This is a genomic window from Oribacterium parvum ACB1, from assembly GCF_000238055.2.
GTDB classification, from domain to species: Bacteria; Bacillota; Clostridia; order Lachnospirales; family Lachnospiraceae; genus Oribacterium; species Oribacterium parvum.
In genome coordinates, this window is record NZ_KE148312.1 from 843050 (window position 1) to 866727 (window position 23678).

At 42.5% G+C, this 23678-nt stretch carries 28 protein-coding genes and 1 pseudogene; 1 reads left to right on the plus strand and 28 read right to left on the minus strand.

Annotated elements, in window-relative coordinates; all coding sequences use genetic code 11:
- Positions 1 to 7: 7 nt before the first annotated feature.
- The 3 genes from purE to HMPREF9625_RS03825 form a co-directional block, all read right to left on the minus strand.
- A complete protein-coding gene (gene purE, locus HMPREF9625_RS03815) occupies positions 8 to 487 on the minus strand; it encodes a 5-(carboxyamino)imidazole ribonucleotide mutase (protein WP_009535688.1) in 480 nt (159 codons plus the stop codon).
- A gap of 135 nt (positions 488 to 622) precedes the next feature.
- A complete protein-coding gene (locus HMPREF9625_RS03820; protein WP_009535689.1) occupies positions 623 to 1312 on the minus strand; it encodes a phosphoribosylaminoimidazolesuccinocarboxamide synthase in 690 nt (229 codons plus the stop codon).
- 351 nt (positions 1313 to 1663) lie between these two features.
- Complete coding sequence (locus tag HMPREF9625_RS03825; protein ID WP_009535690.1) at positions 1664 to 2482, minus strand: TlyA family RNA methyltransferase; 819 nt, start codon at positions 2480 to 2482, stop codon at positions 1664 to 1666.
- A 263-nt stretch (positions 2483 to 2745) separates the two neighbouring features.
- Here HMPREF9625_RS03825 and HMPREF9625_RS03830 point away from each other — a divergent pair, with 263 nt between their 5' ends.
- Positions 2746 to 3165, plus strand: coding sequence for a TOBE domain-containing protein (locus tag HMPREF9625_RS03830; RefSeq protein ID WP_009535691.1), 420 nt, complete (start codon positions 2746 to 2748; stop codon positions 3163 to 3165).
- 162 nt (positions 3166 to 3327) lie between these two features.
- Here the strand turns inward: HMPREF9625_RS03830 and HMPREF9625_RS03835 are convergent, their stop codons facing one another.
- The 25 genes and pseudogenes from HMPREF9625_RS03835 to HMPREF9625_RS03950 form a co-directional block, all read right to left on the minus strand.
- Positions 3328 to 3537, minus strand: coding sequence for a DUF3791 domain-containing protein (locus tag HMPREF9625_RS03835; protein WP_009535692.1), 210 nt, complete (start codon positions 3535 to 3537; stop codon positions 3328 to 3330).
- Positions 3530 to 3784, minus strand: coding sequence for a hypothetical protein (locus HMPREF9625_RS03840; RefSeq protein WP_009535693.1), 255 nt, complete (start codon positions 3782 to 3784; stop codon positions 3530 to 3532). The genes HMPREF9625_RS03835 and HMPREF9625_RS03840 overlap by 8 nt, the downstream gene beginning before the upstream one ends.
- On the minus strand, positions 3781 to 4257 hold the full coding sequence (locus HMPREF9625_RS03845; protein WP_009535694.1) for a DUF3990 domain-containing protein: 477 nt from the start codon (positions 4255 to 4257) through the stop codon (positions 3781 to 3783). The genes HMPREF9625_RS03840 and HMPREF9625_RS03845 overlap by 4 nt, the downstream gene beginning before the upstream one ends.
- A 41-nt stretch (positions 4258 to 4298) precedes the next feature.
- The gene (dxs, locus tag HMPREF9625_RS03850; RefSeq protein ID WP_009535695.1) at positions 4299 to 6269 is read right to left on the minus strand and encodes a 1-deoxy-D-xylulose-5-phosphate synthase; all 1971 of its coding nucleotides are present in this window, start codon (positions 6267 to 6269) and stop codon (positions 4299 to 4301) included.
- A gap of 99 nt (positions 6270 to 6368) precedes the next feature.
- On the minus strand, positions 6369 to 7451 hold the full coding sequence (locus HMPREF9625_RS03855) for a polyprenyl synthetase family protein (protein ID WP_009535696.1): 1083 nt from the start codon (positions 7449 to 7451) through the stop codon (positions 6369 to 6371).
- Positions 7451 to 7744, minus strand: a complete 294-nt coding sequence (locus HMPREF9625_RS03860) for an exodeoxyribonuclease VII small subunit (protein ID WP_009535697.1) — start codon at positions 7742 to 7744, stop codon at positions 7451 to 7453. Before HMPREF9625_RS03860 ends, HMPREF9625_RS03855 begins: the two co-directional genes overlap by 1 nt.
- 114 nt (positions 7745 to 7858) lie before the next feature.
- On the minus strand, positions 7859 to 9268 hold the full coding sequence (xseA, locus tag HMPREF9625_RS03865; RefSeq protein ID WP_009535698.1) for an exodeoxyribonuclease VII large subunit: 1410 nt from the start codon (positions 9266 to 9268) through the stop codon (positions 7859 to 7861).
- Between the two features lie 3 nt (positions 9269 to 9271).
- Entirely contained in the window at positions 9272 to 9814 is a 543-nt protein-coding gene (gene nusB / locus HMPREF9625_RS03870) for a transcription antitermination factor NusB (protein ID WP_009535699.1), read from the minus strand.
- Complete coding sequence (locus HMPREF9625_RS03875; RefSeq protein WP_009535700.1) at positions 9807 to 10184, minus strand: Asp23/Gls24 family envelope stress response protein; 378 nt, start codon at positions 10182 to 10184, stop codon at positions 9807 to 9809. Before HMPREF9625_RS03875 ends, nusB begins: the two co-directional genes overlap by 8 nt.
- A 101-nt stretch (positions 10185 to 10285) precedes the next feature.
- A complete protein-coding gene (locus HMPREF9625_RS11475) occupies positions 10286 to 10540 on the minus strand; it encodes a hypothetical protein (protein ID WP_009535701.1) in 255 nt (84 codons plus the stop codon).
- Positions 10506 to 11159, minus strand: a complete 654-nt coding sequence (locus HMPREF9625_RS03885) for a hypothetical protein (protein ID WP_009535702.1) — start codon at positions 11157 to 11159, stop codon at positions 10506 to 10508. The genes HMPREF9625_RS11475 and HMPREF9625_RS03885 overlap by 35 nt, the downstream gene beginning before the upstream one ends.
- Entirely contained in the window at positions 11159 to 11479 is a 321-nt protein-coding gene (locus tag HMPREF9625_RS03890) for a helix-turn-helix domain-containing protein (RefSeq protein ID WP_009535703.1), read from the minus strand. Before HMPREF9625_RS03890 ends, HMPREF9625_RS03885 begins: the two co-directional genes overlap by 1 nt.
- 181 nt (positions 11480 to 11660) lie before the next feature.
- Positions 11661 to 12212 (minus strand): hypothetical protein, encoded by a 552-nt coding sequence (locus HMPREF9625_RS03895; protein WP_009535704.1) that lies wholly within the window; start codon positions 12210 to 12212, stop codon positions 11661 to 11663.
- Positions 12213 to 12264: 52 nt separating this feature from the next.
- The gene (locus HMPREF9625_RS03900) at positions 12265 to 13578 is read right to left on the minus strand and encodes a sensor histidine kinase (RefSeq protein ID WP_009535705.1); all 1314 of its coding nucleotides are present in this window, start codon (positions 13576 to 13578) and stop codon (positions 12265 to 12267) included.
- Positions 13575 to 14228, minus strand: coding sequence for a response regulator transcription factor (locus HMPREF9625_RS03905; RefSeq protein WP_009535706.1), 654 nt, complete (start codon positions 14226 to 14228; stop codon positions 13575 to 13577). The genes HMPREF9625_RS03900 and HMPREF9625_RS03905 overlap by 4 nt, the downstream gene beginning before the upstream one ends.
- Positions 14229 to 14305: 77 nt before the next feature.
- Positions 14306 to 15232, minus strand: a complete 927-nt coding sequence (locus tag HMPREF9625_RS03910) for a 4Fe-4S binding protein (RefSeq protein WP_009535707.1) — start codon at positions 15230 to 15232, stop codon at positions 14306 to 14308.
- Positions 15225 to 15377: a CD1871A family CXXC motif-containing protein gene (locus HMPREF9625_RS11660; protein ID WP_009535708.1), complete on the minus strand. Its 153-nt coding sequence runs from the start codon at positions 15375 to 15377 to the stop codon at positions 15225 to 15227. Before HMPREF9625_RS11660 ends, HMPREF9625_RS03910 begins: the two co-directional genes overlap by 8 nt.
- A gap of 199 nt (positions 15378 to 15576) precedes the next feature.
- A complete protein-coding gene (locus tag HMPREF9625_RS03915) occupies positions 15577 to 16779 on the minus strand; it encodes a TlpA family protein disulfide reductase (RefSeq protein WP_009535709.1) in 1203 nt (400 codons plus the stop codon).
- Between the two features lie 154 nt (positions 16780 to 16933).
- Positions 16934 to 18157 carry an ATP-binding protein gene (locus HMPREF9625_RS03920; RefSeq protein WP_009535710.1) on the minus strand — a complete coding sequence of 408 codons (1224 nt, stop codon included), beginning with the start codon at positions 18155 to 18157 and terminating at the stop codon, positions 16934 to 16936.
- A gap of 202 nt (positions 18158 to 18359) precedes the next feature.
- Positions 18360 to 18932, minus strand: a pseudogene (locus HMPREF9625_RS03925) (KilA-N domain-containing protein); the annotation flags it as partial.
- A gap of 41 nt (positions 18933 to 18973) precedes the next feature.
- On the minus strand, positions 18974 to 19198 hold the full coding sequence (locus HMPREF9625_RS11665) for a DUF1016 N-terminal domain-containing protein (RefSeq protein ID WP_081637156.1): 225 nt from the start codon (positions 19196 to 19198) through the stop codon (positions 18974 to 18976).
- A 142-nt stretch (positions 19199 to 19340) separates the two neighbouring features.
- Entirely contained in the window at positions 19341 to 19859 is a 519-nt protein-coding gene (locus tag HMPREF9625_RS03930) for a DUF4411 family protein (protein ID WP_009535712.1), read from the minus strand.
- Complete coding sequence (locus HMPREF9625_RS03935; RefSeq protein ID WP_242826661.1) at positions 19856 to 20743, minus strand: ImmA/IrrE family metallo-endopeptidase; 888 nt, start codon at positions 20741 to 20743, stop codon at positions 19856 to 19858. The genes HMPREF9625_RS03930 and HMPREF9625_RS03935 overlap by 4 nt, the downstream gene beginning before the upstream one ends.
- Positions 20744 to 21145: 402 nt before the next feature.
- A complete protein-coding gene (locus tag HMPREF9625_RS03940) occupies positions 21146 to 21901 on the minus strand; it encodes a DeoR/GlpR family DNA-binding transcription regulator (RefSeq protein WP_009535714.1) in 756 nt (251 codons plus the stop codon).
- Positions 21902 to 22263: 362 nt separating this feature from the next.
- Positions 22264 to 23670, minus strand: a complete 1407-nt coding sequence (locus HMPREF9625_RS03950; RefSeq protein ID WP_009535715.1) for a GntP family permease — start codon at positions 23668 to 23670, stop codon at positions 22264 to 22266.
- Between the last annotated feature and the right edge of the window lie 8 nt (positions 23671 to 23678).

The window sequence follows — 23678 nt, forward strand, 5'->3', positions numbered from 1 at the left end:
CTACCTCCTAGAGACAAATCCGCTCATTCATCTCCTGAACGGACTGCTTCATTTTTCCCTTGTATTCTCTTAACTTCTCTTTTAAATCCGGATTGGAGAGCGCCAGCATCTCTATCGCAAGAATGGCTGCATTCTCCGCCCCATTGATGGCAACGGTGGCAACCGGAACGCCTTTTGGCATCTGTACCGTACTAAGTAACGCATCCATACCGTCCAAGCAGGAGGACTGGACCGGTACGCCAATCACGGGTTTGATGGACAGTCCCGCAAGCACACCGGCGAGGTGTGCCGCCTTTCCGGCAAAAGCAATGATAATATCAATCTTATTCTGCTCCATACTCTCTACATAATCCAAAACAAGATTCAAAGAACGATGGGCAGAAATCACACGGCATTCATAGTCCACGGAAAAATCCTTCAAAACAGCGGCAGACTTTTTTACAATTTCCTCATCAGAAATACTTCCCATAATCAAAGCGACTTTCATATTTCTCCTTTCAAAAGGGCATAACAAGAAAAGAACCGTAAAAAGAGGGCTCGGACAGTCCTTTGTACAGGCCTTCTCGGGAAGGACTCCCGATATTGACCTGTACAGGAGAAAACTGTTCCTTTATTTCCTCTTTTATACAGTTCCTTTGTCTAAATACGAATATATTTTTAAGGGCTCTACGTAACTGTCTCCGTCAAAAACACGCATATTTCCGCCTGACAGCTCATCGATTAGAATCACTTCGCCATTACAGCGTCCAAATTCCAGCTTAATGTCGTAGAGCGTCAGTCCCCTCTTCGCCAGATCCTCTTTGATGATTCCGGCAATCTCTTTGGTCTTCTCTTTCAGCTCTTTGTACTCTTCCTTTGTCAAAATCCCGAGCATAGCCAAAGCATCCTTTGAAATCGGCGGGTCATTTCTCTGATCATCCTTCAGAGTAACTTCTACGAAAGTCCCGGGAAGCACCGTTTTGTCCTCGATATACGCCCCGTACCTGCGGATGAATGACCCTGTTGCAATAAAGCGGGCAATCACCTCCAGCCCCTTTCCGAAGACCTCACAGGGCAGCACAGTCATGGTTTTTTCCGCTACGTTTGCATCCACATAATGTGTCTTTACGCCGTTCTTTCTTAAGAGCTCAAAAAAGTACTTACTGCACTTCAAATCCTCTTTTCCAACGCCCTCAATGGTCAAGGCAACGGCATTTGCCCCCGGATCAAATACTCCATTCTCTCCGGTGACATCGTCTTTAAACTTTAAGACCAGATTGCCGTCTTCCAGTTTAAAAACATCCTTTGTTTTTCCGGTGTAAATCTTCTGCATAATTTCCTCCTTAAACTCACTGAAATGGTTCTCCAGAAATAAATGAAGCCTCGGAAGCAGGCTTCAAGTGAAACCTGCCTCCGGGGCTTTTATCCCTAAGGTGTCATACTGCCGTGCAGTATGTGTATCGCTCGGACCAGCTTTACCGGAACCCTAGATACACTTTCTCTCGTGATTTATTCTTGGGAATTAGTTCGAATTACGCCACCATCAAACACCATCTGCCTCATTCTGTCAAGGGATTTTTTAGAAAAAACTTTTAATACTTCGTAACACGCAATGGGATTACCGCACGCTACACGAACGATACGCGTTAAGAATAAGAACTTCTCTATTAGGGGTGCACTGAAGCTACAGCATCCTATGTGATTCCTCCGTAACCGCATGAATCCTCTCTTCCATTCCCTCCGGGAGGCTTCCGCTCTCCTCCCCTTCATATTTCAGATATGCCAAATACTCAATATTTCCCTCCGGTCCTTTTATCGGAGAGAAGCTGAGTCCCTCTACGGAAAATCCAATGCTTGCCGCAAACTCGAGCACCGTCCGAATGACCTCTTCATGTACCTTCGGGTCTCGCACTACACCCTTCTTTCCGACCTGTTCTCTTCCCGCTTCAAACTGCGGTTTAATCAGGCAGACCACTTCTCCGGGGAGACTTGCAAGCTTCTTCACCACCGGAAGCACGAGCCTTAAGCTAATAAAAGAAACATCGATAGAGAAAAAGCTCGGTTTTTCTCCGAGTTCCGTCTCTTCCACGAAACGAATATTGCACTTTTCCATGCAATGCACCCGCTCATCATTTCTTAATTTCCAGTCCAACTGTCCGTGTCCAACGTCTACGGCATAAACTTCTTTTGCCCCGTTTTGAAGCATACAATCGGTAAAGCCTCCGGTAGAAGCCCCGATATCCATACAAACTCTGTCTTGCAGTGCAATCGGGAAGCTCTTCAGTGCTTTTTCCAGCTTCAGTCCTCCACGGGAAACATAGGGAAGGGGATTTCCCTTAACCAGGATTTCCGCCGTAACGGGAAAGGTCGTTCCCGCCTTATCTTCCTTTTCCCCATTCACAAAAACGAGGCCTGCCATAATGGCACGCTTCGCTTTCTCCCTACTGTCAAAATGTCCTTTCTCCACTAAAAGTACATCTAAACGCTCTTTCTTCTCGCCCATTTTCTTTCCTTCTTCTCTATCCTCTTATTCCTACATTTTGTATTATCAAATAGATAGTATCCAATTTATATTATCAATTTAATAACGCCCAGTTTATATTATCCAAACACTATAGCTTCTAAACAGAACCCGATTTTTCATTGCAAATGATTTTCCTATTATATACTAAATTTTTATAAATTACGCCGAATAAGCTGGTCTATTTCCCTAAAATCCGATAGACTGTCCTTTGCAAAATGTTTTACACAGAAAGGTAGATAAAAATGATTAGTGCTAGAAACCATTTTCATGGAATTGTTAAGGAAGTTCGTAAGGGGGCAGTAAATGCCATCGTAAAGCTGGAAACCGCAGGTGGCCACAAGGTAAGCTCCACCATTTCTTTGGAGGCAGTTGAAGATTTAAAGCTCGTTGAAGGTAAGAAGGCTTGTATCTTTGTAAAAGCCACAGAAGTTATGATGGCAAATGAAAACCTTCGTATTTCCGCAAGAAACCAGTGGAAGGGCGTAATAAAGGAAATCAAGGAAGGCGCTGTAAATGCTATCGTGAAGTTGGAAATCGAAGAGGGTGTAATCATCAGTTCTACCATTTCCATGGAAGCAGTAAAGGACCTTTCTCTCAGCGTAGGAAGCCACGCCGTAGCCATTGTAAAGTCTACTTCCGTAATGCTTGGGGAAGAAGAGTAATTGCCGTCGGACTTAAAAAGAACACTTAATATAAAAAATGAGTACCCCGGTTTTTTAACCGGCACTCATTTTTAAGAAAAAGCGCCCGGATATCAGATGTGCCCTCAAAAGTCTAACTTTTTTGAGGGCAATCATGCAGAATCCGAGCGCTTTTTAGTTTCATTATACTTGACTTGATTTTTCTTCTACGAGCTTGTCTATATCTTCAAATGCATTTTCCAATCGTTCTACATGATAAATATCGTATAAATCATAGATCAACTTTGTAATACCGCTCTGATCCCACATCTTTAAAATCTCACTGGCCTTCTCCTTCTTGTAATCCGCATACCGCTCCAGGAGATAAATAAAAAACTCTGCTTCTTTACTCATTTTCTCCACCTCGTATATATTGAGAATTACGGGGATTTCCGGTAATCATCTCACTTTCCCACATTTCAAAAACTATCTGCGGGCTAAAGCTATACACTTCCGTCAAGGGATCTAGGAGCATCTGATAGGTTTCTGAAAATAAAAAAGAGCGAATTGCTTTCATATCTTCCATACCATATTTTGCTTTTATCAGATAGATTACCTGCCGATCAAAAAAATCTCTTGTTCTGGCATTAACTTCGGTCACTCCTTTTCACTCCCTTCAAAAGTCAAAAAACGAATTGCTTTTTCTGTCAAAAATGCATACTGGTCTGTCAGTTTTTGTGGCAACAATCGCTTAACGGCCTCTTCCTTATCATATTTTCCATCCATATAATCGTCAATAACCGGAAGTGTGGAGTCATTTGCCACAGGTCCAATCACTAAATCGTAAGAACTCACACGCTTTTCTTTTCTGTTCTGTACTACAAAATCCAGCCATTCCGCATTTGCTGTTGGAAATTCCAAAACAGACAGTTTCGAGTAAAACTCATCCTCTAATTCGTAGATATTTACTATACTATCTCCTTCTCCCCTTCTCCTTGCAACAGCTTTCGACCATTTCCTCGCCTGTTCTTTGCTGGAAGTCAGATAAAACCCTGCGCCAAAATCCAAAGCTCGAAGATTGCTAAGTATGCGAGGTGAATTTACAACAAGATTACTCCCATGATATAGTTTCACATCCACCTCCTTTTTATACTCTTTCCTTCAAATAATTTTGTTTAGTATATCACAAAAAACCCCTTCTTCTCCAGCTCTTCTATAATGCTGTCCGAATCGATCCTCAGCATTTTTCGCAGAGTGGAAACATCGCCGTGCTCCACATAGGCATCAGGCAGGGTAATATTTTCCACGAAAATATCCTTGTGGTGCGCTTCCATGTAGGAGAGTACCGCTTCACCGAAACCTCCTGAGCGTACACCCTCTTCCAATGTGAGAATCTTTCTATAGCCTTTTTCGGAAAGTTTGTCCAGCATCTCCGTGTCAATCGGCTTTGCAAAGCGGGCATTCACGAGGCTTAAGTTCACGCCTTTTTTTGCCATTTTCTCCACGATATGCTCTCCGGTTGAAACCATGGAGCCAAGAGCAAGAAGCGCTATTTTTCCCGTCTTTTTCTCTCTATCTTCGGCTGTCTGTTCTGCTGTCCGTTCCGTTGTCTGTTCCGTTTTCTCTACTGTCTGTGTCTCTTCCCTTTTCTTCGACTCTTCTATTAGTATCTCCGCCTTCCCGTACTCTATCGGCTCCTGTTTTTCGGAAAATCCCCGGTAGGCTGTCCCTCTCGGGTAGCGAATCGCAATCGGTCCCTGAAACTGCAAGGCAAAATGCAGCATTTCCGTGAGCTCCCTTGCATTTTTTGGAGCCATAACCGTCATATTCGGAATACTTCTTAGATAGGAAATGTCAAAAATCCCCTGATGCGTTTCTCCGTCCGCTCCAACAAGACCTGCCCTGTCAATGGCAAAAACAACGGGGAGCTTCTGCAGGCAGACATCGTGCACCAGCTGGTCATAAGCTCTTTGCAGGAAACTCGAGTAAACTGCAAAGACCGGCTTTAAACCTGCACTGGCAAGACCTGCTGCAGAAGTCACCGCATGGGCCTCCGCAATTCCCACGTCAAAGAAACGCTTCGGAAAGAGCTTTTCAAACTTGTCGAGACCCGTTCCGTCCGGCATAGCTGCCGTAATCGCTACAATCTTTTTATTTTCTTTTCCTTCTTTTATGAGGCTTTCCGAAAAAATATCCGTATAGCTCTTTTCACTGCTCTCTTTCTTGCTTTTTCCCGTAGCAATATGGAAAGGCCCCACACCATGAAAGGCACTGGGATTTTTCTCCGCCGGAGCATAGCCCTTTCCTTTTTTGGTAACCACATGCACGAGTACCGCATGGTCTATACGTTTTGCCTCATGGATGACCTGCTCTAAGGCATGGAGGTTATGCCCGTCCACCGGTCCGAGATACGTCAGTCCCATATTTTCAAAAAGCATACCGGGCACAAGAAGCTGCTTAATGGAGTTCTTCGTGTTTTTCAAGCGCTCGACCAGATGATTTCCAACTACAGGAATCTTTCCGAGGCCGGAAGCCAGATTTTCCTTAAAGCGCGTATAGCCCTTATTTGAACGAATACCATTCAAATAGGTGGACATTCCGCCGACATTTTTCGCAATCGACATCTCGTTGTCATTTAAAATGATGATGAAATTCTTCTTCATCTTGGACGCATTGTTTAAGGCTTCATACGCCATGCCGCCGGTAAGAGCTCCGTCTCCGATTACAGCAAGAACAGTATAGTCTTCTCCCAAAATATCCCGTCCCTCCGCAATCCCGAGGGCTGCGGAAATGGAAGTGGAACTGTGCCCGGTATTAAAACAGTCATAAGGACTTTCGTCTCTCTTCGGGAAACCGCTGATTCCCTTATATTTTCGAAGTAAGGCAAAGTCGTCCCTTCTCCCGGAAAGAATCTTATGGGTATAGCACTGGTGGCCTACATCCCAGACAATCTTGTCCTTTGGAAGATTCAGTGTATGAAATAAAGCAATGGTCAGCTCCACTACCCCAAGATTTGAGGCAAGGTGCCCTCCATTGTCGGACATTTTCTCTATAATAAAGCGCCTGACTTCCTTCGCTAAGATTTTTTGCTCTTTTAGGGACAGCTTTCGTACATCCTCCGCCCCGCTGATATTCTCCAGTAACATAACTCAACCCTTTACCGTTTTAATTCTTCCTCTTTTTAGTCTGCATGATATAGCTCGCAAACGTTCCAAACCATCTCCCAAAACAAGATTTTTCAATTTTTAGTTCTTTCTGCTCGCAAGATACACCGCAAGTTCCTTTAAGAAAAAATAGGATTCCTCAGCCTGTTTGGAAAGTACCAACTTCCTCTTAGGCATTATACTTTCGGACTTTTTACCCGCATTTCCCAGTATAGTATTTTCAGCGTTATCCCTATTTACACTAGCATTATCCTTAGTTGTGAAGGCATGATCTACTTCAACTAAGACTTTCTCCTTAAGGCTTTTCAGCGCAGAAATCGCATCTTCCGTGTATTCCCTTACCTTCTCTTCCGCCTTTTCTCTTCCATAGAGGGAATAAGCCGTTGTTTTTCCTTCCTCCGTATCGGAATGCACCGGCTTTCCAAGCTCCTCCGTCGTAGAGATTTCGTCTAAAATATCATCCCGGATTTGAAAGGCAAGTCCGAGCTTTTCTCCGTAAAGCGCAATCTCCTCCTGCACTTTTTCCCCGGCACCGCCCAAGATGGCACCCATGAGGAGAGAAGCCCGAAGCAGTGCCGCCGTCTTCTTCTCCATAATGAAGAAAAGTTCCTCTTCGGAAAGAGGCTGTCCCTCTTTTTCGAGGTCTACGACCTGACCGCCCACCATACCATCTATGCCGGACTCTCTCGAGAGCACAAGAAGCGCCGAGAGCACTCTTCCTTCATAACGGGAAAGCACGGGATTCTTTCTCTTTTCTTTCTGAAAAGTTTCCAAAACTGCCTGAAAGGCATAGAGCGAGAGGGCGTCTCCGGCAAGAATACCTTGCGCCTCCGAAAAATGTGCCCAGGTGGAGTCCTGCCCTCTCCGCACGCGGTCATTGTCCATAGCAGGGAGATCATCATGGCAGAGGGAAAAGCTGTGAATCATTTCGATGGCCGCCATAAAGGAGTGTAAAACAGGAAGCAAAACTTCCTCCTCTTCCCCTTTGCAAAGAGAAAAAGCCTCTCCCACCAAAATCGGGCGAATCCTCTTTCCCGGCGCCATAAGACTGTAGTTCATCGCTTCTCTTCCGGTCCTGTCAAAGCCCTTTTCTTCCGGTAAGAAACTCTGTAAAATGACTTCCACCGCTTCTTTCTTTTTCCCGAGTGCCTCTTTGATACTCATTATTTTCCCTCTTCACCGTCTAAAATACGAACCTGCTTTTCGATACGGTCAATGCTGGAATTTGCTTCCTTTAGAAGCGCTACCGCCTTTTCATAAATTGCAAAGCTCTTTTCCAGACTTTCCTCGCCCTCCATCTTTTGCAAAAGGCTGTCCAAATCCGTAAAAATCTCGCTTAAATCCTTTTTCTGCTCCGCTTTTTTTGCATTGTCTGCCTTATCCGCCTTTGTATCCGGAGTGAACACCACTTGCCCATCCTCCACTACTACTTTCTTCTCTTCATTTCCCTCTATCATAGCCTAAGCTCTCCTCTTATTTGTTATTTTATTCCGTAGTAATTCTTAGTTTTTTGACCTATTTTTCTTATCTTCTACTAAAATCGGCTTTCGTAAATCCATGCATCTTCATCTTTACCGAGACTTTTTATTGCTAATCTCTTCCACCCTGGCTTTCGCGGAGCCGTCCGAGAAATGCAGTTCCAAAAGCTCTCCCTTTGTCAGCTTCCCTGCGCTGCTTATCCTGTGTCCTTCTTCATCTCGAACATAGGAGTAGCCGTTTGAAAGTAGGCGAAGGGGAGAAAGTGCATCAAACTGCTCCGAAAGAAGCTGCATTCTATGTCTATTTTCCTGCAGCTTCTCCTCCATAAAGCGAGGAAAATCCTGATAAACAGTAAGACTGTGCCTTGCCTTTAAGAGTTTTTCCTCCATAAGGTGCGGAAAGCTCTGATAACGACTGAGGCGCGCCTTATCTTCACTGAGTCTCCGCTCCATAAGCTTTGCAAAATTGCCGTAATCTTGCAAATTCTCCTTGGCGCTTTGCAGGGCCTTCATCATCTGATTTTGCAAGCGATTCTGTAAATCCAAGAGCCGATGCTGTTTTCCCTGTAAAATGGCTTTGGGATGCAGAACAGAGAATTTCAGTTCCTTCTCCTTCAGCCTTTGCCTAAGGAAAAGGATTTTCTTCTCGATTCGCTCGTGAAAACTATAGGTATAGGAACTTAAATCATCCACAAACTGCATATAGTCAAAGACCGCAAGCTCCGCCGCGGCAGAGGGAGTCGGTGCGCGTAAATCCGCGACAAAATCCGAAATGGTTGTGTCGGTCTCATGCCCGACAGCAGAGATAATGGGGGTCTCAGCATTAAATATTGCCTTTGCTACCGCTTCTTCATTGAAGGCCCAGAGATCTTCAATGGAGCCGCCTCCTCGCCCTACAATGAGAGCGTCCAGACCAAGCTTGTCCAGCCTCTCTATTCCCCTAACAATGGACGCCACAGCGCCTTCTCCTTGCACAAGAGCCGGGAACAGCGTAATTTCCACAAAGGGATTTCTCCGTCTTGCAATCTGCACAATGTCTCTTACCGCCGCACCGGAGCTTGCCGTAACCACACCGATACGCCGGGCATACTTTGGAATCGGCTTCTTATACATGGGATCAAAGAGTCCCATTTCCATAAGCTCTTTCTTCAGTGCCTCAAATCGAAGGTAAAGGTCCCCCTGCCCTGCAAGCTGGAAGGAATCCGCATAAATCTGATAGCTTCCCCCCTGCTCATAGAGACCGATTCTTCCCGTGCAGAGCACTTTCATACCATTTTCCAAACGAAAACCAAGCCCCGCCCTCTTTCCGGCAAACATGATGCCCGAAAGCTGCGAAGCTTGATCCTTAAGCGTAAAATAAATATGTCCCGACGGGTGCATTTTCAGGTTGGAAATCTCTCCGGATACCGTTAGGTGAGAAAGAAAGAAATCCTCCTGCATCATTCGTGCAAGATAACGATTGACCTGTGAGACCGTATATTCTTTCTTGGAAGCTCTTTCCATAAACTAATCTTTCTTGTTCAGAACGATGTGGAAAGAAGAATTTCTCTGCTCTTTCTTTCCCTTCTTTTCGCTCTTCTTTTCTTTCTTTTCAGTAGAGTCGGAAAGTTCCGGAGAAAGCTTTGGAAGAATCCGCGCAAGCACGCCGTTCACAAAAGAGCCGGAATCCGCGCCTCCGTACTTCTTCGCAATCTCCACCGCCTCATTCAGGACTACCTTCTTCGGAATGTCCTCTTGGAACTTCAGCTCATAAAGAGAAAGGCGAAGCACCGTAAGGTCTGTCTTACTCATTCTCTTTGTGGTCCAGCCTTCCGTATCCGCATTAATCATGCTGTCCAGCTCGGGAAGCTGCTCTAAAATCTTCAGCACCTCTGCCTCTAAATATGCCTTTTCCTCATCGGGAAGACAGTCAAAGGCGATGATACTCTCATCGTCCTCCTCTTTTTCAAAGGAATAGTGGCTGATTCTCTCTGTCTTCTCCTCTCCCTCATAAAAGAGGGTGGAAAATAAAAGCTTAAACTTATGGCTTCTTTCTTCTCTCTTATTCATTCTCTTTATTTACCACTCCGGAAATCCTGATATTTACTTCAGAAACATTGAGTCCCGTCATATTGTTGATGCTTGCGGAAACCTTATCCTGCACAAGGTCGGAAACCTTCGGGATAGCATAGCCGTATTCCATATTGAGGCTTAAGTCCACCTTGACCTCTCCCTCTCTTACCTGTACCTTCACACCTCTTGCAAGATCCTTAATCCCGAGCTTGGAAATGAACTGTCCGGACCAGCCTCCGTCCATGGAATGCACACCTTCTACCTCGGTTGCCGCAATACCGGCAATAATGGCAAGCACCTCATCGGCAATCACCACATCTCCAAAACTGTTATTTCTCTCTATCTGAATGTTCTTCTCGTCTTCCATATAGCCCTCCTATCGTCTTTTACAATACTAAGCCTTGGAAAATTCTACCATAAAAAGAGAAAAGGGGAAAGATGTTTAGACGGAGCAGAGCTCCTTATCTTTTATTGATAACAAACATCGAAAGCCGGTCTCATGTCTTCTATTTGTCCATGGGATATTCCATAAGATTTTGCTATCTTTTCCCAATTTTCTCTTACAGTCTCCAGGATATTATGGGCCAAATCTACCGCTTCCGACTCCGCTATTCCGAATCGGTAAGCTGTCTGAATCGCAAGTTCAATACAAATCCTGTTATCTTGTTCATCTACATTGAGTGAAAGCTCATCTCCGTAGGGAACCGGTATTATTTTCATCATTTTTAGAGGGAAACTTCGCAATCCAAAGCTGATTCTTGGTATCTTTTACTGTTGCCTTAGGTCTTGCTCCCCCTAGTGAAGAACCGGGCTTGATTAACTGTCTAAGCCACTTTTCAATCGCCCCTCCATCATCACTTTCAAGCTTTCTTGAAGCTTCCTCCAAAGTTCTTAGAGTAGCCCAAGGAGGAACAACAGCTCCTCGATCAGCAGAAAGAAAGGGCCCATCCGGGTCTGTTTTTAATCGAATCCCTCCCATTCTGGTTTCATCATATACTCCCAAAAGATAATCACTGTCATATAGCTTCGAAGGCTTACACCCCTCTTTCTCCGCCAACATTCTTTCACGCTTATTCATCAAAACTCGGCCCCAACGGTCAGGGGAGGAATCTGAAAATAAACCAAAAATAGCCTTTCCGGAAGGATATTGTCTACCGGAATATGGCATAAGTTCCGGGTCCGGTGTAAATTTTAGGCCGGTTCTTTCCAACCAGATTTTATCAAACTCAAAAGAGTAGGACTCTTCTCCTTTGAGCACATCTATCCAAAGACATCCCATCAGACTCGTCTTGTCAAAGCTGAAATCATCGTAGACATAAATGGTCTTTTGTTTGGATGCCATTAGCCTTTCCTCCTCGGTGCACGCTTTCTTGTAAGTAGATTTAAGTCCTGCAACCGTCTTCCCATTTCATCATCTTTAGCAAGGAAAAGCAGGTCCTTATCCAGATTGTTTAAGGCATGTAAAACTGCTGCATAAATTCCCATAGCCACAGCCGGTTCCCCTCTTTCCACTTTCCATAAAGACGCTCTGCTGATTCCCGCACGTTCTGCCACAAGTTCAGCAGACAGACTTCGTCTGAGTCTGGCAAGCTTTATTTGTTCTCCCATACTTTTTAATATTTCTTCCGTTCCCGGAAGTATGTTATATGCAGCTTTTTTCATTTTTCACGCCTCCTATATAATGTTTACTATTATAAACATATTTTAGGATTTTGTAAATATTAGAAGCGCTTATTTGATGTCGCATAGTACAGATGCAGATGTCTTTACAAGTATGATTCCACTATCTGAAGTTGCAACAACTACAGTGGGACCGACTTACACTCATTCCTCAAAAAATCCCCTACAAATTTTCCCTTAAAATCCCTTCCGCACTTTCCTCGATAAAGCCCGGATCCATATGGGTAAGAAAATGCCAGTCTTCCGTCCCTTTTTTTCTGTAAAGCATGGCTTCTCCGTCTTCCGAACCGAAGTAGGCTCTGTCCGCCTCATAGCCTTTTTCCTCTAAGAGCCCTTTTATCTTTTTGTACTGAAGTTCCCGCTTTTCGATATAGTCTTTCACTTCTTCATTGGAAATGGCATAAGCATCCACTCGGGTACAGCCCTCCACCATGCCTTTTCCGGGAGAACTCAAATCCGGTATTTCTTTCCAGAAAATGTCGATATCGCCTTCTTCGGTAAACATAAACTTACTAAAGGGAACTATATTTCCTTTATAATGTAGCTCCAAATACTCCGGAAGCTTCCGAATATCCAGACTTTCATAGACAAATCCCTCTTCTTCCTCGAAGCGGTAGCCGTCCACTCTAGAAATAAAGTCTCTTCCCTCTTCTATCGTATGAAACAAGCCGATTTCCGTTCCTATACCCTCTTGGTTTAGTTCTAAGATAAACATCTTTCCTCCTTTATCCCTTACCCGCTCTGATGCAACACTTTTCCTAAACGCATTAGAGTAAACACTGAATCCGAAAGACAAATTTCCTGTCTCGTTCTAAGCTCTCATAGGGAATCTTATAGTTGTTTAATAAGGTGCTCACAATATATAAACCCAAACCGTTGCTGTTTTCCTTATTTAAATCAAAGTTCATGGCACAGCGTTTTGGAACGCTGTTCTCCACATACAACCAGCCCTCTTTGGCATAGATGTCAACAGAGCCGCCTTCCTCCGTATATTTTACCGCATTACTCAGCAAGTTGGATAAAATAATCTTTAGAGCCGGCTTTCCGATATAGAGCTTTTCCTCCGCTAAGCGATTTTGTAAATGCAGTTTTTTCTGCTGCAGTAAAACCTCGTATTTTTCTAAAACGCTAAGCAGTACAGGCTGAATCTCCAGACTTTCTTCATCCTCTTTTAAATTTTCCAAAGAAGACACGGAGAGGATCTGGGAAATATTTTGGCTAAGACTGTCTACAGTGGCGATACATTCCCCGATATAGAGGTCTCTATCCTTATACTTTCCGATATTGTACTGCATATTTTCCAAAATGATTTTTAGACTTGCAAGCGGTGTTTTCAGCTCATGGGAAGCCCCCTTTAAAAAATCATATTTCAGTTTTTCGAGCCTTAAAATTTCCTGATTTTTCTTTTCTACATTTTCAATGGATTGTAAGAGGCTTCGATACAGGGTATTGATTTGCGCTTTTAACTCACCAACTTCGTCTTTGGTGTCAACCGGCAAACACGCCTCTTTGTTTAACGCAATCATCTTGTCCGTCTCGTTTTTAATTTCCGAAATATTATTTTTAATCACTTTCGCATACACTAAGGAAACCACTATGGAAAACAAAAGAGAAATCGTAAGAGAATAGGGCAAGAATTGGAGACTTAGTGCCTTCGCTTCCTTTTGCATATCCGCAGTGGAAATAAACAGTAAGCTCAGCCTCTCTCCCGTATTCGTTTTAATCTCCCTTTCTTCTATAATCATCGAGTTCGTCTTACTGTCAAAATCAATGGGAACCGTATCATCTATGGGAATATTCGCGTCAACGGGAACCGATTGTCTCTCCGCACCATTCTTCACGAAAGCCTGAATATCGCTGCTTTTAGAGTAAAGAGCCAAAGTCTTCTCTATTTCTATAAGGGACTTTCCCTCCATGCTGGCGGAAACTTCATTTGCCCGATTCGTAATGGCCTCCTTCCTCTGCTCTAAGTAGCTAATGGGGAAAATGAAAAAGACCAAGAGATGAATCAAGAGGATAATGATTCCGAGAACAGAAAAAAGCTGTATGAACATTTTTGGAAATAGCTTTAGATTTTTCATTCTCTCTCCAACTTATAGCCCACATTTCTTATGGTGAAAATGCAGTCCAGCTTGAGTTTTTTTCGTAACTCTTTGATATACACATCAATCACTCTGTCAAAGGGAATTTCTTCCGTTTCTTTCCACACATGGTCCAGTATTTGCGTCCTGCTGAGTGCCCGACCTTCATTTTCGGAAAGATACTTTAAAATCTCCACTTCCTTGGCATTCATGTCCACAGGCTTTCCATCCAATTTAGCAGTGTAGCCGGAAAAGTCCATCTCTACATTTTTATAAAGAAACTTATCCGCCTGCCCGTAACTCTTTTTGATTATAGAATCGATTCTCGCCTTTAAAAGCGGCAGGGAAAAGGGCTTTTCCATATAGCCGTCCGCAAGGCTTGTAAAGGCATCAATCTTATACTCCTCATCGCTAAAGGCGGTCAGAATGAGGACAGGGAGCTTACTCTGCTTTCGAATCTCCTTTAAGACCTCGAGACCGTTAACAAAGGGAATCTGAATATCCAAAATAACAAGATGAAGCTCTTTGTTGAATTTCAAGAGAGCTTCCCGGCCGTCTTTCGCTTCCACCATAGTGTAGCCAAATTCCGAGAGGAAGGCTGCGATGCCCTCTCGGATACTTTGATCATCTTCCACGACAAGGATGTTCATAGTCCCTCCCACCTCGTTCATCTTCTTTCGTGCCATACTCTTAGAGCTTGGGGCAAGACTTTACCCTACTGCCCTCTCTAGACCTTTGCTTTTGCCGTTTCTTTCGACACATCCAGCTTCGTTACCCCGCAGGCAATGGCATCCACCGGGCAGGCATTCTTACATTTTCCGCAACGGATACACTCCAAATCATTGCAGTTTTGTACCGGATCACATTGCATCTCGCAAACTGCCTTACATCTTCCGCAATGAATACACTTCTGATGATTCAAAGTATAACGGAAAAAGGACACGGAATTAAAGAGAGAATAAATCGCACCCAAGGGACAGATGTACTTACAGAAGGGTCTGTAAATGATTATGGAAAGGAGGATAGTAAGAAGCAAAATCAAGCCCTTCCATGCATAGAGAAAGCCTACGGCTCCCCGCATACTAGTGTTCATCCAAACCAGAGGAATCCCTCCCTCCAGCATTCCCACGGGACAAATCAGTTTACAAAAATAAGGCGCTCCCTGTCCTATAATATCCACCAAAAACAGAGGGAGGAGTATTACAAAAACAAGCAAAATAAGATATTTTGCCTTTCGTAAAGCCTTATCCCCCTTAAAGGTTTCTATCTTTTTCACAAAAGGAATCTTATGCAGTAAATCCTGCACCAAGCCGAACGGACAGAGATAACCACAGACCCCTCTTCCGATAAGTGCTCCCACAAAAAAGAGGAAGCCTACCACATAGTAGCTAAACTTAAATTTCGGGCTTCCAATGACCGCCTGTAAAGCCCCAATAGGGCAGGAGCCCTTTGCTCCGGGACAGGAATAGCAATTCATGCCGGGCACACAAAGTTGTTTCCATTTTCCTCCGTAGATTTTTCCGGTCTTAAATCCCTCAAAGAAGGAATTCGTAAGCAGAAACCAAAAGGATTGGAAAACATGCCTTACATTGTTTCTTGCTTTATATTTATCTTTTTTTGACTTTCCGTTTATGAGTTCTTTTAACTTATCCAATGCCAATACACTCCATGCAAACTTTGATTGCCTTATTTAAAACTATTAGTACCTCTCCCCGCTGAGCCCCTATGTACATCATAGCGACGCCGAGTGCTACGAGAGCCACGGAAAGGACACGAGATTTAAAAATATTTCTGTACATTTTTCCTCATTTCAGACTAATGATTTATACTTTTTCCAGTTTAATGTTTCATTCATTTCTTTTCTTCCGCTTATACGTTTCTTTAATATTTTTCTTCCGCTTTTACCTTTCGTTCATTTCTTTTCTTCCTACAACGATATACCTTTTAAAATAGTATCTAACTTTCTAAAATAGTATCTAATGTAAGCGATAAAGGACTTTAGTTCTTCAAAGCGGAAAGTTCCTTCTCGATAATTTCTGTCCAGTCCTTCTTATTGTGAGAACCGGAATAGGTCTCTCCAACAATCTGTCCGTTCTTATCCACAAAAAAGGTCTCCGGAAGAGCCTGAATCCCGTTTAATCTGCCGTTGAAATTTGTCTTATCTGGCATCAGGAAGGAGTAATTCGCCTTGGTTTTCTCCTGAATGAGCTTCGCCTTTTCCAGTGCTTCCCGATTCTCTCCTGTATCATCCACGGTATCGGTCACAATTCCGATGATATTAACTCCCTTTGCCTGCATTTCCTTTTGCACCTCGACAAGGTCCGGGATTTCCTGAATACAAGCAGTGCACCAAGTTGCGAAAACATTGACCATGGTAAGGTCGTAATTTGCAAAGTCTTTACTGCTAAACTCTTTTCCATGAATGTCCTTTGTCTGAAGATGACTTAGGTCGGTCACCGCATTTCCGGAATCCTCGGAAAAAACCATATCCCCTGCCAAATCGGACTTTTCCGCTAAGACAAAACCATTTTCCGGACGATCTTTTTTTTCCGTAATTTCTACCGACGTCTTTTTCAATTCCTCAATAGTCTCTGCATCAGCTCCGCTGTTTACACTAAGGTAATAGCTGTATTTTCCGTCTTTGGAATCTCCGAGCTTCGTATGACTGTCGCACTTTGTAATCTTCCCGATTTCTTCTTCAGAAAGACTCTTTTCGAACATCCCGATGGTACCGATTCGTTCAAGGCTCTCCTGCCACTTTTCGTAGCCGTCTCCCATCTTCCCGATTTCCGCATTTTTCTGCTCATCCGTAAGCTTACTGAAGTATAAAAGCGCATACTTTAGGTCCTGATCCAGAGGGCTTTGGTCATCGAGCATCACGATGTCTTTTGTCTTCATCGCTTCTTTTATTTTTTCGGAAAGACTGAATTGCAGTCCCAAATACTCATAAACATACTCGTCTTTTACAGGAAGAGTATAGTCTGCAGGCTTAAAACTGTCGCCGTTACTGTCCATATTTACGGAAACACCCGCTTCTTCCGGACTAACTACAAGTCCTTGTTCTCCTGTAGCTTTTTCCTCTGCCGACTTCGTTTCCGTCGAAGTCGACTCTGCAGCTCCCTTATTTTGACATGCAGTAAAGCTCAAGCTTACACATAAGCCAAGTAAAAGAAATGCTCCCTTAAATTGATTCTTAACCATAAATCTTCCTCCTTAAATCACTTTATCATTATACGCCCTAATTCTTAAACTATCTCTCTCGAAAAAAGAAAGAATTCCTTTTCCGGCATAATGTTTCTCTAAACAGAATACAGGGCATTTATAAAATGAATATGAAATGGAAGGAGGGGATTCTTTATATCATCCAAACGGGAACGATGTAGTTTTCTTTATTAAATGCAGATAAGTCTGTCTTTAAGCAGATGACCGCTCCATTTCCCCTTTTTAAAGATGGCTTGTCTAAGACCGGAAAGACACGAAGAATTTCCGATGCCGGATTGGCGGACTTTTTGATTTCTATAGGATGGAGCTCTCCGTCCTGCTCCAGAACAAGGTCGATTTCTTTGGCATCTTTATCCCGATAGTAATAGATAAACGCCTCTTTCCCTTGATTCAAATAGGTCTTTCGTATTTCTGAAACCACGTAATTCTCCAAAATAGACCCGCTCATTGCGCCGCTTGCAAGTGTTTCCGGACTGCTCCACTTGGTCAGATAGGCAACGAGTCCCGTATCGTAAAAATATACTTTCGGTGTTTTAACAAGACGCTTTAATAAATTATTGGAATACGGATACAAGTAAAACAGAATTCCCAAGGTTTCCAAGATACCCAGCCAGTCTTTTACCTGCTTTTGATTCAACTCCGCATCCCTTGCAAGTTCACTGATATTCAGCATCTGACTGCACCTTGCAGCAAGTGCCGTAATAAAGCGTAAAAACTTTAAGGAATCTATCGCATCCGACAGACTCTTTACATCTCTCTCAATATAGGTACTTAAATAGCTGTTATAGAAAATACCGGGACTGCTTATATCCCCACTCACAATAGCCGGCATGGAGCCTTTAAAAATACGTTTAAATATCTCTTCTGCATCGGCAAGCTTTCTCCCCTTTTTTCTGGAAAGCAGGCTTTCCGTATCAAGCGTGAACATTTCCTCTTCTCCTCCGTAGGCCTCCGCTTGAGAAAGTGAAGACAGAGAAAGTAAGGCAACTCTTCCTGCTAAGGATTCTTGTACGCCTCGCATAAGCGAAAAGACCTGCGAGCCCGTTAACCAAAAATCTCCCTTGTTCTGTTCTTTATCCACTATGAGCTTGATGTAGGGGAAAAGTTCGGGAGCATATTGTACTTCATCAATGAGAATAGGCGGTTTATGCAACTGTAAAAACAGTTCCGGATCTGTCCTCGCAAGCTCTCTTTCCTGCAAATCATCCAGAGAAACATAATTTCGCACTGTCCCTTCCATCAGTTTCTTAAGCATGGTGGTTTTTCCCACTTGACGCGGTCCCGAAAGAAGCAGTACCGGATATTCTTTTGTCACTTGCAAAACAATCTTTTCTAAACTTCTTCTGATGTAGGACATATCTTCCTCCTATTTCGAATCGTAAAACGATAGATTCACCGCATTGTTACGGCTATCTTCTTCATTCTTCTTTATCTTATTCGGCTAATTTGTAATTTTATTCTATATTAGCCGAAAGTTTGTATTTAGACAATACACAACTTCGGCTAAAATAGAGTCTCTTTCTATTCTAGCCTAAGCCACTCTGCGTAAAATAAATTACACTTGCGTATTTATAAGATAACTGCTCGCTGGTAAGATCCTTTAAGAGATATTCTTTGATTGCATCTGTATGGATTTTATAGTTAATCTTAGAAATTTCTCTATTAAGATTCCAACCTAATGATAATTTTGAGTTTTCATCTGCCTTAAGCCTCTTATAATCTTGGATTAGATAGAGCTTAAACTCTGCTGAAATCCATGAAGCGAACTCCATCGCTATATCAGGATGAGCGAACGTTCCCCCACCTCTCCCGGATTTAGAAACAATCCCGATTGCATTTGTATTTTCAATCCATCTTTGAGGTGATAATGTAAATGCATTTGTTCCTGCCTCCTTTCTAAAGGAGTCGAATTCGACCCCTTTGAAACTCGGATTATGAATAGTCTCCCAGAGACCAAGGAATTCAATTGTATCTCTTACTCTCAGCCAGTTTTTAACAACATCTTTAGGTTCATGCACATTTTTGTATCTTGCAATATCCGTTAAACTTATATAGTCATTTTTAAAGTCCTCAGTATAAATTTGAATAGCAAAACCTTTTGCTTCGATCGTGTCTTTTTTCACCATAGACATATGAGTTCCTCCTTAGTGGACGAGCTAAGATCCGCCCTTTCCTACAGTGCTGGTTTTTCTCTTTTCGCCGATAGATTTTTGTTTTCAGCTAAAATAGAGTCTTCAATATTCAAGGGCTCTACGTAATGGCTCCAACTCAATTTTGCAGACACTGTCTGCAAAATTGGGTATAGCGAATAAAACTTTCGCATCTTGTTGATATTGCTCATTCCGAAGCTATTACCGTATCGTTCCGTCAAATCTCTGGAAAGCCTTTTCCCCGCCATTTATTTACAAAATGCCTTGCAGCTACTCTCTGTTCTGCATCTGTAATTTTCTTCTAATCTACCTCTTTTACAATCTAATCCTGTTTTCTCCTTAGAGTCTGATAGTTCAGCAGCATATCTTTTCCCAATAAATTAAGAAGGTCTATAAGCTAAATTTTAATACTCGCATCATGTAATATAGATTTTGTACTTCTACCTTAAACACCTTAGCCACATCAGGGATTTTAGCATTTTTGCTGGGGTTTCGAGTATTTAATCCTTTGTTTTCATTTTCAAAAGATACTATAGTATAGTTTCCAACAACTGCTGAAGCTATAAGCCACGGGTCAGCCACTTCCTCACGTGACCACTCCGTTAATGCTGCGGGCTTATATACAGGATTCTCTTGTATGTGCCGAAGAACTTCTCCATATTTCACTATTATTGCCGGTTCTCGATGATCAATCAACTGTCCTACTTCTATATTTTCCATCCATTCTTTTAGGCTGTCTTTTCCTTTGAGGACTTCTAATTTCACCAAGTCCAAGATAGCAATACTTCCATTTTGGATATGCCATTCCATTTGATTCCAAAAAGTTTTTGCTAAATCGAAGGAATAAAATGTTAGATATGGAGTTATCAGCGAGTTCGCATCAATTAAAAACAGTTCCTTTTCCATCATCCAACACCCCTCATCTTCTCTGCCATATTAGAAAAAGTCGTTCGATTTGTGTTGGTCAATCGAAATGCATCAGTATATAATGTTCTACCCTCTGATACGCTTCCAAGGAGTAAATCGAAAAATCTTCTGTCCACCCTGCTGGCAACAGTATTGTAATAATCACCTCCGCCGGTGCCGGTTTGTTTTTTTTCTAAGTACTGCTGAACGGCTTTTCTCGCAAAATTTTGATAGCTTTGGAAATCAATAAATTTCTGATCATAGGCTCTTCTCGCGAGAACCGTATAACCGCATTTAAAATATTTTGCCAATTCTCTTATTGTTGCTTCTTCATCTTTTTCTCGGATTTGTTTTTTCCATTTTTCCAAAAAAATATGTTCAGGAACCAGAATCTCTGCCGCCAATGCATTGCATATTTTCTCCGTAGCAGATACTTTATCTATACTTCCGTAACGATCGTTGAACAGGCTGTTCTCACCTAAACAAATGTGAGCAAATTCATGTAATAAAGAAAACAGCTTTCCATTAAAAGAATCATTAGAATTAATAAAAATCAGCGGCGCTTTCTTATCCACTAAAGCAAAGGCACGAAATTCATTCGTATCCAATATTCGGTGGGTATTGTTCCCTACAATTCCGCTCATCATTACCACAACACCTAAGTCACTTATGTAATTCCGGAGCAATTTAAAGCTTTCCTCACCGGATTTACAGCTTTCATACCAGTTTATTTCAATTTGAAGGCATTTCCGTACAAAAGTAGCGAAATCATTGGTCTGAATATTTTTTTTAATTCCCCCCACAAAACTTAAATCATCATATCCGGTTGCTTGTAATTCGTTTCTTATCCATTCCTGCACGAATTCCATATCATGCAAAGTATCCATAAGATTCCTGCTGGGATGTTCAAGCTCTTTGCTATCCACCGTCCTGTATTCCACAAAAGAAGACTCCTCAACAGGAGGTTTTTCCAAAAAAAAGTATCCTAAAGGAATGCCTGTCACCTTACTCATTTTTTCTATTTGATTATAAGTCGGCACCTTTCTACCTTCTTTCCAAGCATATAGCAGTTCTCCCTGCTTTGAAGAAAGCACAGACGGACCAACTCTTTTCATTACCCAGTCAAGAATATTTTCAGATACATTGATATTTACTTGCATACTGTGCCTCCTCCGTTAAAGATGGCTCCATGGTATCATATTGCTAAAGGATTTTCTATCGCTCTGAGACTTGTATGGCATAGTTGCCCTTCTCCATAAATCAAAACCCCATTGTTGAAGATCTCAAGTCTATCTTAGCTCCACCCCTTTTTTCTCCAGTTCCTTTTTTTCTTTTTCGGAAAATGTTTTATCCGTAATCAAAACGTCAAATTCCTGAATACCACAGATTGTCATCATAGCTTGTTTTTCAAATTTACTCTCATCCGCCAGTAAAACCGCTTTTTTGGACTGTTCCAAAATAGTCTTCTTTAGGGCTACCTTCTCCATAGTCGGCGTACTCAGCTCCAGCTTACTATTGATAGAAGAAGCCCCGAGAAAAGCGATATCAAAGGAATAATCCTTAAGCTGATTTACGGTATAGCTTCCCAAAGCCGAGCCCGTGCTTTTTTGAATTTCTCCTCCACAAAAGAAAAGGCGCGCAGTTCCGCTTTGTAAGACCCCTGCAATCATAAGGTCTGTCGTCACCACAGAAAGAGTCTCTCTATCCTTTAATAAAAAAGCAAGTTCCCTATTCGTTGTACCTGCATCCAAAAAAATCACCTTGACATCATCCAAGAGTTCCAAAGCCTTTTTTGCGATAAACTTCTTCGCCTCTATATTTTGTATCTCTTTTTCCTGATAAAGCACTTCATCACGTAAAACAGCACCACCATGAAAACGTTCTATCCGGTTCTTGGCTTCCAAATATTTCAAGTCTCTTCTAATTGTCATTCCACTGACAGAAAACTGCCTTGCCAAATCATCTACGGATACAGAACCGTCCTTCTCCAGAATAGATAGGATGATTTGCTGCCGTTCTCCCAGTAAAATCTTCTCTCGTCTCATTTCTTACTCCCTTGTTTCAACAAGAAAACCGTTTTATGGATAAAGTATATGGGGATTCTATCTTTAATACAAGAAGGCTATTTATTCTTTTTAACAACTAAGCTTCGCATTCTCTTCGATAAATAAGCTTCGCATTCTTTTCGATAAATAAGCTATTCCTTCTCGATAAATAAAATTCCGCTTACTTCCCATTCGTTTCTCTTTGGGAACAAAAAGGAGATGTAAAAACTTTTTTCTAAAGTAGAAGGCTGAAAGGGGGAAGCAGCCCTTGTACCGATAGAAATCCGTTATTTTTACATCTCCATAAAGGAAACTCTCCCTTGCAAAAAACAAAGGCGAAATTTCTCTTTTATATTTGTTCTTTAGTGCAGGATGAAGCTTAGGATAATAACCTCTAAGCAACCCACTGCCCAGATAATGGTTGTGGTAATGGACCAAACACGAATCTGATCCTTTGCCTCACTTACACCAAGAGTTCTGTTTACTACCCAGAAGTAGCTGTCGTTAAAATAACTGAAGAAGCAAGAGCCTACACAGCAAGCCAAAGCGGAAACAACAGGGTTGGCTCCGGTAGCCAGAATAATCGGTGCGGAAATACTTGCCGCGGTGGTCATTGCCACTGTTCCGGATCCCTGAATGAAACGCATTACAGTGGAAATCACAAGCGGAAGAAGGATAATAGGCACATTCATAGCGGTAATGCCCTCTGCCATATAAGTACCGAGACCGGAATCCTTAATAATCTGTCCTAAAGCTCCGCCACCACCGGTTACGAGCATGATAATACCGGCAGACATCATTCCCTTTTCCATGGACGCCAAGATTTCCTTACGGCTCATATTCCTACCAAGGATGAAAATAGCTGTTAATAATCCGATTCCTACTGCAACAATAGGCTGTCCCAAGAAAATGAGGACATGGAAGAATCCATCGGTCATCTTCATTGCTGTAAATACGGTATTCATTAAAATCAAAATGACCGGTAAAACAATGGGAAGGAAGGAAGAAAATGTAGAAGGAAGCTTTTCCGCTCCAAGATTGATCTCTTTTCCACTCTCTACACCGCCTGCCGGAGCTTCCACGAGCTCATCATTTTCATTTACAATCCAGTTCATTTTCTTTGCGATATACTTTCTCGCATAGAAAATAGCCACTATGGTCATGGGGATGGAAAGTACTAAAGCCAGTAAGATAAACTGTCCGACATCTACTCCGAAGATTCCGCAGACTCCCAAGGGGCCGGGAGTTGGCGGCACCATGGTATGCGTGATTACAAGGCCGGCTGCCAGAGCCACTCCCAAAGAAATCAGGGATTTCTTGGCAACCTTGGAAATAGCCTTTGCGATAGGAGACAGGATAATAAAGCCGGAATCACAGAAGATAGGAATAGAAACCAAGAATCCGGTAAAAGCCAAAGCCTCTTCTTCCTTATTCTTTCCAAAAACCTTTAAGAAGCAAAGAGCCATTCGCTTAGCCGCTCCCGTTTCCTCGAAAATTGCTCCCAACATAACGCCGAAGCCGATAATGATACCGATACCGGATAAGGTATTTCCAAAACCGCTGGTAATAGACTGTAAAATACCAAACTTTGTTCCGTTTTCCAAAGTGATTGTGTTCAAAGGCATTCCTCCGATAACCCCAATCACTACTGTAGTGATAATCAGCGCCAAAAAGGCCTGAATCTTCGTCTTTAAAACCATGAAAATCAGTAAAATGATACCGATTGCCAAGCCCAGGAGCATTTGCTCTCCATGTAAACCGTTAACCATACTTTCCT

Bases quoted from the DNA above. Each gene is read 5' to 3' on its own strand.
- HMPREF9625_RS03915 (WP_009535709.1), bottom strand. From the start codon at position 16,779: ATGGTTAAGAATCAATTTAAGGGAGCATTTCTTTTACTTGGCTTATGT.
- HMPREF9625_RS03830 (WP_009535691.1), top strand. From the start codon at position 2,746: ATGATTAGTGCTAGAAACCATTTTCATGGAATTGTTAAGGAAGTTCGT.
- HMPREF9625_RS03835 (WP_009535692.1), bottom strand. From the start codon at position 3,537: ATGAGTAAAGAAGCAGAGTTTTTTATTTATCTCCTGGAGCGGTATGCG.
- HMPREF9625_RS03860 (WP_009535697.1), bottom strand. From the start codon at position 7,744: ATGATAGAGGGAAATGAAGAGAAGAAAGTAGTAGTGGAGGATGGGCAA.
- purE (WP_009535688.1), bottom strand. From the start codon at position 487: ATGAAAGTCGCTTTGATTATGGGAAGTATTTCTGATGAGGAAATTGTA.
- HMPREF9625_RS03895 (WP_009535704.1), bottom strand. From the start codon at position 12,212: ATGTTTATCTTAGAACTAAACCAAGAGGGTATAGGAACGGAAATCGGC.
- HMPREF9625_RS11475 (WP_009535701.1), bottom strand. From the start codon at position 10,540: ATGATGAAAATAATACCGGTTCCCTACGGAGATGAGCTTTCACTCAAT.
- HMPREF9625_RS03855 (WP_009535696.1), bottom strand. From the start codon at position 7,451: ATGAGTATCAAAGAGGCACTCGGGAAAAAGAAAGAAGCGGTGGAAGTC.
- HMPREF9625_RS03935 (WP_242826661.1), bottom strand. From the start codon at position 20,743: ATGGATACTTTGCATGATATGGAATTCGTGCAGGAATGGATAAGAAAC.
- HMPREF9625_RS03885 (WP_009535702.1), bottom strand. From the start codon at position 11,159: ATGGCATCCAAACAAAAGACCATTTATGTCTACGATGATTTCAGCTTT.
- HMPREF9625_RS03930 (WP_009535712.1), bottom strand. From the start codon at position 19,859: ATGATGGAAAAGGAACTGTTTTTAATTGATGCGAACTCGCTGATAACT.
- HMPREF9625_RS11660 (WP_009535708.1), bottom strand. From the start codon at position 15,377: ATGTACAGAAATATTTTTAAATCTCGTGTCCTTTCCGTGGCTCTCGTA.
- xseA (WP_009535698.1), bottom strand. From the start codon at position 9,268: ATGGAAAGAGCTTCCAAGAAAGAATATACGGTCTCACAGGTCAATCGT.
- HMPREF9625_RS03890 (WP_009535703.1), bottom strand. From the start codon at position 11,479: ATGAAAAAAGCTGCATATAACATACTTCCGGGAACGGAAGAAATATTA.
- HMPREF9625_RS03825 (WP_009535690.1), bottom strand. From the start codon at position 2,482: ATGGGCGAGAAGAAAGAGCGTTTAGATGTACTTTTAGTGGAGAAAGGA.
- HMPREF9625_RS03820 (WP_009535689.1), bottom strand. From the start codon at position 1,312: ATGCAGAAGATTTACACCGGAAAAACAAAGGATGTTTTTAAACTGGAA.
- HMPREF9625_RS03875 (WP_009535700.1), bottom strand. From the start codon at position 10,184: ATGGAAGACGAGAAGAACATTCAGATAGAGAGAAATAACAGTTTTGGA.
- dxs (WP_009535695.1), bottom strand. From the start codon at position 6,269: ATGTTACTGGAGAATATCAGCGGGGCGGAGGATGTACGAAAGCTGTCC.
- HMPREF9625_RS03920 (WP_009535710.1), bottom strand. From the start codon at position 18,157: ATGTCCTACATCAGAAGAAGTTTAGAAAAGATTGTTTTGCAAGTGACA.
- HMPREF9625_RS03940 (WP_009535714.1), bottom strand. From the start codon at position 21,901: ATGAGACGAGAGAAGATTTTACTGGGAGAACGGCAGCAAATCATCCTA.
- nusB (WP_009535699.1), bottom strand. From the start codon at position 9,814: ATGAATAAGAGAGAAGAAAGAAGCCATAAGTTTAAGCTTTTATTTTCC.
- HMPREF9625_RS03905 (WP_009535706.1), bottom strand. From the start codon at position 14,228: ATGAACATCCTTGTCGTGGAAGATGATCAAAGTATCCGAGAGGGCATC.
- HMPREF9625_RS03900 (WP_009535705.1), bottom strand. From the start codon at position 13,578: ATGAAAAATCTAAAGCTATTTCCAAAAATGTTCATACAGCTTTTTTCT.
- HMPREF9625_RS03950 (WP_009535715.1), bottom strand. From the start codon at position 23,670: ATGGTTAACGGTTTACATGGAGAGCAAATGCTCCTGGGCTTGGCAATC.
- HMPREF9625_RS11665 (WP_081637156.1), bottom strand. From the start codon at position 19,198: ATGGCGGGGAAAAGGCTTTCCAGAGATTTGACGGAACGATACGGTAAT.